This window comes from Neorhizobium huautlense (assembly GCF_030811685.1).
Classification (GTDB): Bacteria; Pseudomonadota; Alphaproteobacteria; order Rhizobiales; family Rhizobiaceae; genus Neorhizobium; species Neorhizobium huautlense_A.
In genome coordinates, this window is the sequence record NZ_JAUSRF010000002.1 from 72202 (window position 1) to 83897 (window position 11696).

At 58.8% G+C, this 11696-nt stretch carries 10 protein-coding genes; 6 read left to right on the forward strand and 4 right to left on the reverse strand.

Translation table 11 applies throughout. The features are described from left to right. Positions 1-267: 267 nt before the first annotated feature. Together J2T09_RS02980 and J2T09_RS02985 are read right to left on the reverse strand one after the other, a co-directional pair. Positions 268-1314: an acyltransferase family protein gene (locus J2T09_RS02980; protein ID WP_306830933.1), complete on the reverse strand. Its 1047-nt coding sequence runs from the start codon at positions 1312-1314 to the stop codon at positions 268-270. Between the two features lie 76 nt (positions 1315-1390). Next, positions 1391-1909, reverse strand: a complete 519-nt coding sequence (locus J2T09_RS02985) for a serine O-acetyltransferase (RefSeq protein WP_306830935.1) — start codon at positions 1907-1909, stop codon at positions 1391-1393. A gap of 287 nt (positions 1910-2196) precedes the next feature. On the opposite strand from J2T09_RS02985, the gene J2T09_RS02990 reads away from it, so the two are divergent. Next, positions 2197-3309: an acyltransferase family protein gene (locus tag J2T09_RS02990; protein WP_306830937.1), complete on the forward strand. Its 1113-nt coding sequence runs from the start codon at positions 2197-2199 to the stop codon at positions 3307-3309. Here J2T09_RS02990 and J2T09_RS02995 read toward each other — a convergent pair. After that, positions 3270-4463, reverse strand: coding sequence for a glycosyltransferase family 4 protein (locus J2T09_RS02995; protein ID WP_306830939.1), 1194 nt, complete (start codon positions 4461-4463; stop codon positions 3270-3272). The two genes, J2T09_RS02990 and J2T09_RS02995, sit on opposite strands and share 40 nt — an antisense overlap. A 12-nt stretch (positions 4464-4475) precedes the next feature. Continuing rightward, on the reverse strand, positions 4476-5057 hold the full coding sequence (epsC, locus tag J2T09_RS03000; protein WP_306830942.1) for a serine O-acetyltransferase EpsC: 582 nt from the start codon (positions 5055-5057) through the stop codon (positions 4476-4478). A 236-nt stretch (positions 5058-5293) separates the two neighbouring features. Between epsC and J2T09_RS03005 the strand changes: the two genes are divergently transcribed. The 5 genes from J2T09_RS03005 (at position 5294) to J2T09_RS03025 (ending at position 11525) form a co-directional block, all read left to right on the forward strand. Then, positions 5294-6463, forward strand: a complete 1170-nt coding sequence (locus tag J2T09_RS03005; protein ID WP_306830944.1) for an acyltransferase family protein — start codon at positions 5294-5296, stop codon at positions 6461-6463. Beyond that, positions 6453-7592, forward strand: coding sequence for a glycosyltransferase family 4 protein (locus J2T09_RS03010; protein WP_306830946.1), 1140 nt, complete (start codon positions 6453-6455; stop codon positions 7590-7592). Before J2T09_RS03005 ends, J2T09_RS03010 begins: the two co-directional genes overlap by 11 nt. A 46-nt stretch (positions 7593-7638) precedes the next feature. Further along, entirely contained in the window at positions 7639-8898 is a 1260-nt protein-coding gene (locus J2T09_RS03015) for a hypothetical protein (RefSeq protein WP_306830948.1), read from the forward strand. 166 nt (positions 8899-9064) lie between these two features. After that, on the forward strand, positions 9065-10072 hold the full coding sequence (locus J2T09_RS03020) for an NAD-dependent epimerase (protein ID WP_306830950.1): 1008 nt from the start codon (positions 9065-9067) through the stop codon (positions 10070-10072). 88 nt (positions 10073-10160) lie between these two features. Then, entirely contained in the window at positions 10161-11525 is a 1365-nt protein-coding gene (locus J2T09_RS03025) for a hypothetical protein (protein ID WP_306830952.1), read from the forward strand. The last annotated feature ends 171 nt before the right edge of the window (positions 11526-11696 follow it).

The following is an 11696-nucleotide window of genomic DNA, read 5'->3' on the forward strand; positions in this document are numbered from 1 at the left end:
GATCGAATTTGGAGGGTGCCGTTCAGCCGATCTCCCCCCTTGAGGGGGAGATGTCCGGCAGGACAGAGGGGGGTGTTGCTGCGCAAATGCAGATTTCAACCCACTTGCCGCACCGTGCTTTACCCCCCTCTGTCACCTCTCGGTGACATCTCCCCCTCAAGGGGGGAGATCATTGGGAGCAAGCCGCACCACCTCAAATCCATATGCGATAGCCCTACCGTTTACGGCGGAGATCGGCTGGGCGCACCCTCGCAAATCCTTAAAGCCTCACTCCGCTGGCTGCGGCTGACGTCTCTGCATCAGCCTACCCGTCAGGTTCAGCGCCGGCTTCTCCACGTAATAATGGAACAGCAGCCCCGCGACCTGGCAGGCGAAAACGATGCCGATGAAATAAAGCTCCAGCGGCAGCGGCACATAGGCATGCACGATCATGGTGATCTTCAACAGCAGCGACAGAAGCGGATAGTGGATGAGATAGAGGCTATAGGAGGCAGCACCCATCATATCCAGCGGCTTGCACGGCCGGTTCCAGGAGGGCAGCGCACAGAGCCCGTAGATGATGCCGGTGGCGCCAAGGCCGAACAGCAGGATCAGGTAATCCGGGTCCGCTCCACCGCCATAACTGACCTGCCACCATGTGCCGGCGAACACGATCACGCCGGCAATGAAGGTCGGCAAACCATAGGTCATGTCCTCGCGGACAAACAGCCAGCCGATGCCCATGCCGGTCATGAACAGCAGGTGGTAAGGGCTGAGCAGGAATTTCAGCAGCCACGGTTCATCGAAAAACACGCCGGCAATCGAGCCGATCACGCCCCAGCCGATCAGAGCCGCAAGGCCGATCTTGCGGTTCCAGAGATAGACGAGGAAGGTCGCGTAAAACAGCATTTCGTGGCGCAGCGTCCATTCGACGCCGAGCAGCACTTCCTTTTCCACCGGCAGGATCAGATAGGCGGCGATCACATCCCATGCGGACACGTCCGCGCCGGCGGCGAGGGCCATCGCCGTTGTGGCGATCAGCACGATCCACAGCGGCGGATAAAGCCGGCGAAACCGCTTGAAGATGAATTTTTTCACCGCTTCGGCATCGCCCTGCCGGTCACGATGGTGGGCGTAATAGATGACGAAGCCGCTCAGCACGAAGAACAGTTCGACACCGGCGGAGCCTGCCTTGAAGACCGGAAACACGGCACGGTCGAAATATTTCGACAGCGCCATGGTGATTTCCAGATGGTAACCGACGACCATCAGCGCTGCGATGGCACGAACCCAGTTCAGCTGGTAGAGCTGGCTGCGCGATTTCACCTGATCCATGGCCAAAAACACCCCCGTGTTCGGTTGTTCGCGTGAAAGCTCAAGGCTTCATTCGATCGGGCTTGGTAGGCCCGCATTAGTCTCCGCTGCCGACGCGGATGAGTTTTGCCGGATTGCCGGCAACGATGCCGTGGGCCGGCACATCCTTCACGACCACCGAACCGGCGCCGACCACGGCCTTTTCACCCACCGTGATCGGGCCGATGACGATGGCATTCGGATAAAGCGTCGCGCCCGCGCCGATCACCGGATATTTTGGCGAGGCGGTCTTGCCGATCGTCACCGTCTGGTAGATCGCAGCACCTTCACCGATCTCGACACCTTCGCCGATGACGATACCGACAGGATGCGGCAGGAACAGGCCGGGCGCGATATGGCTGCCGAGATTGATGTGGCAGCCGCTGCGCGTGACATTCCAGCGCCAGACGATGATGCCGAGGCGTTTCAGCCGGCCCTTGTTAAAATGCGTGGCCACGCGATGCAGGAAAACAGTGGCGAAACCGGGATTGAAGAGAAACGTGAAAGGCATCTTTTTCATGCTGCGGTGGCCGGCATTGATGTGCAGATCCGCCTTGACGACATCCCAGAATTTCATGAGGCTTCCTGTTCGTCTGTTTCCATCTCGCAATTGCGAAGGACTGTTATGTTTCGTAGCCGTCTGACCGTGAATGTCAACGGTTTGATCCGTTTCGGGACAGATGGCTGCGGGCTTCGTTGACTGGCGAAACCGTTGATTTCTCGAGGATATCTGTCGAAAATCGCATTCTGTCGCCCGATAAAAGGCATAATCGCTCGAATCTATGTCATCGTCATGTTAGCTTTGCATTGCGAAAAGATTTTGATCGGCAGCGCTGTCAGATAGCGCGATGAATGGGAAAAACCATGTCGCAGACAAAAGTCCGTGGAATCGGAAACTACGTCGTCAACGTGCAGATCCTGCGGTTCTTCGCGGCCTTCCTCGTGGTTTTCGCGCATGCGCATGTGGAGGTGCTGAATGTTGCGGCACGTAGCGGCGGCACGTTCGGTGGCATCGGCCTTCTCGACTGGGGTTTGGGCGTCGACATCTTTTTCGTGATCAGCGGTTTCATCATGTATTTTATGATGCATGACCGCTTTGGCCGCGCAGGTGCGCCGGTCGATTTTTTGCGCAGACGGCTGGTGCGCATCGTGCCGCTCTACTGGATTTTTTCGACGCTGATGCTGGTGTCGATCCTCGCTGCCGGCAGCCTGATCAACAATAACGGGCTGGATATCCGCCACATCATCGCCTCCTACGCGTTCATCCCATGGCCGCGCGCCGATGGCGAACTGTTTCCGCTGCTCTCGCTCGGCTGGACGCTGAATTACGAGATGTTGTTTTACGCCATCTTCGCGCTGGCGCTGTGCCTGCGGCGTGCGGTGGGTATTGCGGTCATGCTGGTTCTGTTCGCCGTTCTGTGTACGGCGGCGGTGCTGGTGCCCGATCAGGTGTGGCTGATAAAATTCTGGGGCAATGGCATTATCGGCGAATTCCTGCTCGGCATCGCTCTGGCGGCGCTTTACCTCAAGGGTTTTCGATTGCCGCTCAGTGTGATGGTGGCGATGATCGTGGCCGGTCTGGTTCTGGCGATCTGGCTGTACCAGATTTCGGCTTATGAACATGTCACGCGGCTGATCACCGGCGGCATTCCGGCGATCCTGATCACCGCAGCCGTCGTGCTTGGACCATCCGCGCCGGATGGCCGGGTGACGCGGGCTTTCGCGCTGGGTGGCGATGCGTCCTATGCGCTTTATCTGTCGCATCCGTTTGCGCTGAAAATTTTTGGCGTTGTGGGCGCGAAAATCGGCCTGCCGCTGATCGGCATTTTTGTCAGTGGACTGGTCGCTTCGATCATCGGATCGATCGTCGTGCATCTGCTTCTGGAAAAGCCGATGGGCGCATGGCTATCGCGTCTAACGAAGCCGAAAGCTCCAATTCAGGTGGCTTCAGCCACGGCCGGTATCAGCGAGCGGTAGATCGCGCGATATTCGCGAACGACGTCATCGAAGACGCGGCCCGGACGGTTCCGCAGGTTTTCATGCGCAGCGAGAACGCGTGATGGATCATCGACCAAAGCGGTGATCGCCTTGGCAAAACCATCCGCCCCCGGCGGTACGATCCAGCCCGTCACACCATGTTCGATCACTTCCGGAATGCCGCCGAAACGGGTGCCGATGACCGGGCGGCCCGCCGCCAGCGCATCCACCAGCGCCAGCGCGCCGGGTTCTTCCCAGATGGATGGAATGGCGATGACATCGACGGTCGCGTAAAACTCCGACGGCGAGACAAAACCGACAAAATCGAGATCGGCATCCGGTGCGAGCGCCCGCAGTCGCGCCTTTTCATCCTCTGGCACGTTGCCGGCCAGCGCCAGCGTCACCGTGCCCGGTTTTTGCCGTGCGACGGCATCCACCAGCAGGCCGACGCCCTTTTCCGGCGAAAAACGACCGAGATAACCGATGCGCAGCGGTTTTTCCGGCAGCGGACGGGGAGAGAAGCTTATCGCGGGATTGGGCACATTGCGCACGACATGCTGTTCCGCGCCGGAAAACAGCCCGTCCTGCAGATGGATGTCCAGCGTGCGCTGGCTGACGCTGACCACGGCATCGACCCTTTTTGCACGGCGGCGTCGACCGGTGGTGAGGGCGGTGCAGGCTATGCCGCAGGAGTTTTCGCCATGGAAGCGGGAGCAGCGCGGACAGGTGAGGTAATAATCGTGCAGTGTGTGCACGGTGGGGATTTTTCGCTTTCGCGCCACGCGCCAGATGTCGGCGGTCAGGCCGTTGATCGTGTTGGAATTGATCACGTCCGGGCGAAAATCATCGAGCAAACTGCCGATATCGGGATGGGCGCTTTGCCAGTCATCGATGACATGCCAGAGCACCCGCGCGGCGGGGTTTTTCTGGTCCTGAAACGGTGGAAACAGATTTCGCACGGGGATGAATTCCACGCGCACGCCGTTGACGAATTCGCTCTCGCGTTTGCCTTCCAGCGAATTGCAAACAACCATCACCTCGTCACCACCGGCGACCAGCGCCTCGGCAAACTGGCGGGCAAACACTTCCGCGCCACCGACGATTTTCGGATGTTTTGGTGTCGGATAAAGGGCGCTGAACAGGGCGATCCGCATCGGCCGGTTTCCTTAAGCCGCAGGATCGGCAGCGACGACAGGCTGGTCTGCGACCGGTTTGGGGCCGAGGATTTTTGCCGGAATGCCCATGGCGACCGAATGGGGCGGCACATCCTTGGTGACGACCGCATTGGCGCCGATCGTGGCACCTTCGCCGACCGTGATGGCTCCGACCACAACGGCACCGGCCGAGATCGACACGCCATCCTCGATGACAGGATCACGCGGATCTTCCGCCGCCTTGCGGCCGATGGTGACGTTCTGCAGGATGGACACATTGCGGCCGAGCGTGGCGGCACCGACAACGATGCCGAACGGATGCGGCACATAAAAACCGCCGCCGATCTTTGCGGCCATGGCCAGTTCCGAGCCGAAAAACACGCAGCTCCACCACCAGAGAATACGCCGCAGAAGACGGCCGACCAGCGGAATTTTCACCACCATTTCCTGCAGGCGGCGGGAAAACACGAACTGAAAGCCGGGGGTGAGCAGGAACATGCGCAGCGTGAAGCCAAGGCCGGCGGATGTCCGGTTTTCCCGCAGGGCATAACGCTTGAGATCGGCCTTCACCTTCTGGAACGGCGTTTCCGTCATGTCGATCCTGTCTCCGCAAACTTGTGTACCAGACCGCAATTTCGCCCGGTCCGGCACGTAACAACATTGGTTAACACTGGGATGTGTCGCTCGAATTTTGTTTCGATATAGGTCGCCGATTGCTCTGGACGATATCTGATCGGGAATTATATGCAACGCAGCATTCCGCTTGACGGGTTCTCACGCATGAACCAAGACTGGCGCTGCAAATACACCGGATCCGGGGAGTATGGCGCATGAAACAGGGGCAGATCAGGTTCGACGCCCTCGATTCCTGGAGGGGTATTGCCGCCCTTCTGGTCGCGCTGTTCCATTTTCAGGCAGCCGGATTTTTTTACGATTTCCCGCTGATCCGGAACGGCAATCTGGCCGTTCCCTTCTTTTTCGTGCTGAGCGGTTTTGTCATCACCCATGCCTATCGGACGTCGCTTTCGAGCGGCAGTGACGGCTGGCGTTTCGTGACCCGCCGGTTCGGCCGGCTGTATCCGCTGCACATTTTTACGCTCGGCATTTTCGTTCTTCTGGAATTGGCAAAATTGTTCATGGCGGCGCGCGCGGGCCTTCACAGTAGTGAGGGAGCGTTCGCCGGCACCAACGATATTCCGTCACTGATCGCCAACGTCTTTCTGCTGCAGGCGGTCATTCCCTTTCCGGAACTGACATGGAATGCATCGAGCTGGTCGATCAGCACGGAGTTTTACACCTATCTCGTTTTCGTCGCGGTGTTTCTCGGCCTCGGGCGATATCGCATGTGGGGGGCGGTCGCGGTCTTTATCGCTTCGGGCCTGCTGCTGGTCTGGCTCGATACCTATCATCCGGATCTCAACCTCGCCTCCGGCCTCGGCCTCGTGCAATGCATATTCGGCTTTTTCGCCGGCAACCTGACCTATGAGCTTTATCTGAAGCTGCGGGAAAACAGTGCCGTGCAGGGCACCGCGCCTGAACTGCTGGCAACGGCGATCATGCTGCTGCTGTTCTGGTTCAAACCGCATTACACGAGTTTCAACATAATCGGTTTTTCAGCGGCTATTCTGCTGTTTTCCTATGAGGGCGGCACAGTCGCAAAGCTGCTGCGCGCACGGCCGCTGCTGTTTCTCGGAAAACTCTCTTATTCGATCTATCTCGTCCATTTCATCGTTTTCGCGGTCATTTTTGCCGGTGCCAAAATTATCGAAGGCAAGATCGGCATGACGCTGATTGCGTCCGATGGCGTGCATGACAGGCTTGCCTTTGGCCCGGCCGGGCTGATGGACCTTATGGCGCTGGGATATCTGGCGGCGATTATCATCTGCGCCTGCTTCACCTATTATTTCGTCGAGGAACCGGGTCGCAAATTCTTCAACCGGCTTTCGAACCGCATGACCGGCGTGCGCGCCCCGATCGGACAGGGTGCCAATGCCCGTTGAATTGAGGTCGGCTTCTTCCGCCAGGATTTTTATCAACGGGCGCTTTCTCGGCCGCCCGGTGACCGGGGTCGAACGTTTTGCCGGTTCCATTCTCGGCGAGATCGATGCGGCACTCGCGTCAACGCATATTTCGCGGTTCACCGTGCTGGCACCGCAGGGTGTTGCGCGGCCAGCCTGGCTGAAAAATCTCGGCTTCGAAAATACCGGCAGCCGCACCGGCCATGCCTGGGAACAGACGGACCTTTGGCGCGCCAGCCGTGATGGCGTGCTGGTCAACCTGTGCAATTCCGGCCCCGTTCTGCATGGGCGGCAACTGACCGTGCTGCATGATGCGCTGGTCTATCGTCATCCCGAAAACTTTTCCCGTAGCTACGGTACGTTTCACCGTCTGCTCGGGCGGTTGCTGGCGAAGCGCGCCAATCTGGCCACCGTGTCTGATTTTTCCCGGCAGGAATTGTCGAAACTTCTCGGCGTGGCGGCGGATGGGATCGGGCTGGTGCCGAACGCCATCGATCACGTCTTCAGCGTCGAGCCGGATGTTTCGGTGCTGCAAAAATTCGATCTCGAAACGCGGCCGTTTTTCCTGTTCGTCGGTTCTCCTGCCAACAACAAAAATCTCGCCGGTGCCATCCGCGCTTTCATCGCGCTCGACAAGCCAGATGTGGCTTTTGTCATGGTCGGCGGGGCGGCGAACACGTTTGCGAAATCGCTGCTCGGCGAATTGCCGGAAAATGTCGTCAGCACCGGTCGTCTGACCGATGAGGAGATACAGGCGCTGTACCGTAAGGCGGCGGCCTTGGTGTTTCCGAGCATATACGAAGGTTTTGGCATTCCGCCGCTTGAGGCGATGGCGGTCGGTTGCCCGGTGATCGCCAGCGATATCCCGCCGGTGCGCGAAGTCTGCCGCGATGCCGTCATCTATTTCGATCCGCATCATGTGGCGTCGATTACCTCCGCCATGCGCGATGTTGTCGATGGCGTGGTCGATATCGCCGCCGTGCGGGAGAGGGGATTGGCGCGGACCGCCGATTTTTCCTGGAAGAAGAGTGCCGAACGGCTGCTGGCCATGATCGGTGACGTCGAGCACGACAACAGGATTTCAGACCCCACCAGCGTCGGCATTCGCTGACAGGAAACAGCGACTGCGCGGTCGCGCTTTAGGACATGAACCATCGATGCGAATTCTGAAGAAGCTGAACAGTTTTGCGAACCTTGGCCTGCGCGCCTCGACGCTGGTCTTTCGCTTCCTGCTCACCTTCTACATCGTCAAATATTTAGGATACGAGGCGGCCGGTATCTATGGCCTGACGCTCGGCGCCGTCGGCATCATGCCGGCCCTCATCGGCTGGGGGCTGAACTATTTCGTCGCCCGCGACGCGGTCGGCGTGCCGGTCGTGACGGCTGCGGCAAAAATCAAGACGCGGTTGGTGGTGACGACCATTTCGCTGACGCTGGCGACGCTACTGGCCATCGGACTGGCCTTTGCCACCGGTTATCCGCTCACTGCCATCTACATTCTCATCATCGCTTTGGTCTGGCTGGAAACCTATGCGCTCGACCTGCATGTGCCGATGATCGCCATGGAAATGGCTTTGCAGGCCAATATTCTGGTGTTCATCCGTTCCGCCTTGTGGGTGCCGGTCATTGTCGGATTGGGCCTGTGGTTGCCGGAGCTGCGCAGTCTCGAAGCCGTGTTTGCCAGCTGGATTTTGAGCTATGTCGTGGTGTTCGCCGTGCTTTACTGGCTGATCCGCAAATGGCCGCTGGGCGAGATTGCCAAGGCGCCGTTCGAAGGCGAGTGGATCAGGGGCCGACTGAAAAAATCCTGGTTCATCTATTTCAGCGATCTCGGACTTGTCGGTCTGGTTTATGCCGACCGTTACATCGTATCCTTCATGCTCGGCCTGACGCTGACGGGTGTCTATACGTTCTACTGGTCGCTCACCAATGCGCTGCAGACGCTGATGACCACCGCCGTGGTGCAACTGGCGCTGCCTGTCCTGTTCAAGGCCTATAATGCCGGCTCGGCTTCCGAGTGGAAGCACATCATGAAGAACCAGTTCATCAAGGTGGCGGCGCTTTCGGTGGTGCTGGGGGCGGGCGTCTTTGTCGCCAGCGAAATCCTCATCCATTTTCTCGATATGAAGGATGTCACCGAATATCGCTCGATCTTCATCATGCTGCTGCTCGCCGCCGTCATCCGCTCCTGCTCGGATCTCTTGAATGTCGGCCTGACCAGCATGAAAAAGGACAATCATTACGCCACGATCAACCTTCTCGGCGTCATCCTGTCGGTGGCGATGGCCTTTGCCATGATCGAGATTTTCGGGTTTGCCGGCACCGGCATTGCGGCACTCGCAACGGCGATCCTTGTCGCCATCGCCCGTGCCATCTTCCTCTTCAAGTTCTCCAAAACCATCGGGGTGGCGCCATGATCGCCTCCTCGAAAGATGACAATTGCGCATATTTTGCTGCATTGCGGTAGACAGGGCTTGAATCATTGATGTACGTTTTAGCTGTCCGTCAGACGACCCATTGCGGCGGCAGCCAGATCAACCTGGTGGGGGTCGTTTTGGCCCCACATCGCGCGAAAGGGTAAACATGCGCTATCTCATTACCGGCACTGCGGGCTTTATCGGTTTCCACCTGGCCAAGCGGCTGCTCGACGAGGGCCATTTTGTCGTCGGTTTCGACGGCATGACGCAATATTACGACACCAAGCTCAAGGAAAAGCGCCACGAGATCCTTGCCCGTTCCAACGGCTTCAAGGCGGTTGTCGCGCAGCTGGAAGACAAGGATGCGCTGGACAAGGCCGCCGAGCTTGCCGAACCGGACGTGATCGTTCACCTCGCCGCCCAGGCCGGCGTGCGTTACAGCCTTGAAAACCCGCGTTCCTACGTGGATTCCAACCTTGTCGGCTCGTTCAACATCATCGAGCTTGCCCGCCAGATCCAGCCGAAGCATCTGCTTCTGGCATCGACTTCCTCCGTCTACGGCGCCAACGAAAAGATCCCGTTTGCCGAAAGCGACAAGGCCGACGAGCAGATGACCATCTATGCCGCGACCAAGAAGTCGATGGAGCTGATGGCGCACAGCTATGCGCATCTGTTCAAGGTGCCCACCACCGCCTTCCGCTTCTTCACGGTCTATGGTCCATGGGGCCGTCCGGACATGGCGCTGTTCAAGTTCGTCGATGCCATCCGCAACGATCGCCCGATCGATATCTACGGCGAAGGCAAGATGAGCCGCGACTTCACCTATATCGATGACCTCGTCGAGGGTATCGTCCGGCTTATGGCGGTGCCGCCTTGCGAAGAAAACCGCGTCGTTTCCGATGGCGTCACCGACACGCTATCTGCGCATGCGCCGTTCCGCGTCGTCAATATCGGCGGTGGCCAACCGGTCGAGCTGATGCGCTTTGTCGAGACGATCGAGGAAGCCATGGGCAAGCCGGCGATCCGCAACATGCTGCCGATGCAGAAGGGCGATGTGCCACGCACCTTTGCTTCGCCGGATCTGCTGGTGGCGCTCACGAAATTCAAACCGGAAATTGATCTCGATTACGGGGTGCGCCGGTTTGCGGAATGGTATAAGGAATTTTACAGCTAAAAATTCGTGATACCGTCACACTTTTGCCGGAAGATCGGTGTAGCAGGCTCTCGCCTGACGCTGATCTGACGGCTTTAAGGAGCGCTGGATGCGGAAGACAGTGGCGAAAGCCTGCATAGCGGTAACAGCCATGCTGATGCTTCAGTCGGGTGTCGTATTCTCTGCCGACAGCGCTTCCGTTTCCTTCGACCGGGCCGATCTTGTTGCCCGGCCGGAGCCTCTCACCATCGGCGTTGGCGTGCATTTCGGCATTGGTGGCGAGTATAATTACGTGGCGGGAAAAACCGCCGCACTCATCAGGGATATGGGCTTTGGCTCCTATCGTGATGATCTGGCTTGGCCGGCCTTCGATCAGCCGGGTGCGAAACAGGGCAGGCCAGAACCAAAACAGCTTTTCGATTTCATGAAATTGCGGCCGGCGCGACCGCTGCTGATCCTCGGCCATGGCAATCCGCAGGTCAAGGAAGGCGATCCACCGCTCACCGAGGCAGGGCGCAAGGCCTTTGCCGATTTTGCCGCGCGGGCCGCCGCCGCCGCCGAACCGTTCGATCCGATCTACGAAATCTGGAACGAATGGAACCTGACGGCGCGTTTTTCGTTGCCGTTTCTGGTCGGGCCCGGAAAACCGGATGATCCGCGCGCAGCAAAGTTCTATTCGGCACTGGCGAAAGCCACCATTCCGGCGGTTGCCGAGGCAGCACCCGGCGCGCCGCTTCTGGTCGGTGCCGTGGGTGTCGATGAAGGCTGGCAGTGGACGAAGGCCGTGGTCGATGATGGTGCCGTAATGACCCCCGCCGGTCTGTCGGTGCACATGTATAACCACTGCGAGCCGGACGAGACCAAACGCAATGCGACCGAACTGGTCGATCGGCTGGAAGACCTGCAGAAAATGCTGTCTGAGAAAGACGGCAAACAGGTTCCGATCTCGGTCACGGAATTCGGATGGCCGACGGCCAAGAAGCCCTGCGTGATCAGCACACGGGCGCAGGCCGACAATATCGCGCAGTTTCTGTTGTGGTCGGCCGCGACACCCTGGATGAAGGGTGCCTGGGTCTACCAGTTGAAGGATCAGGGCCGCGACGCAAACGATCTGGAGGCCAATTTCGGTCTCTTCGATTACGATTACAAACCGAAGCCGGCAGCCTGCGCCGTGCGCGAGGTCATCCGTCTGGTGAAACAGGCCAAGGCTTTTCACCTGAGCCGTCCGATGCCGGACGTTTTTGTACTGGCCATGGATGACGGCAAGGCGACACGACTGGCGGCATGGACGACGCGGGCGGAAATCCGGGCCGATATGTCGATACCGGCGGGCGAGGTGGCAAAGGCGCAGGCCTTGTGCGCCTCCGAGCCTCTCGCCGGTGACAAGAGTTTCGAAATAGGGGCGACACCGGTTCTGGTGGAGCTCGCAAAACATAATAGTACAGATTTTTCAGTAGATATTTCAATTAAGTAAGACTTTTTACTCCCGATTTTCAATCGGGTGGTGATGATTTCGGCGGCGCAAGGCCGGCCGAGCCGGAGCAGAACAAGCGGACCATTAAAGAGTTCCGTGCTGCCGGCAGATTTACCGGGGAGGGCGACCGCGATCCGCATCCAAGGGTGCATCGCGTCCCGGCTTTGGGCC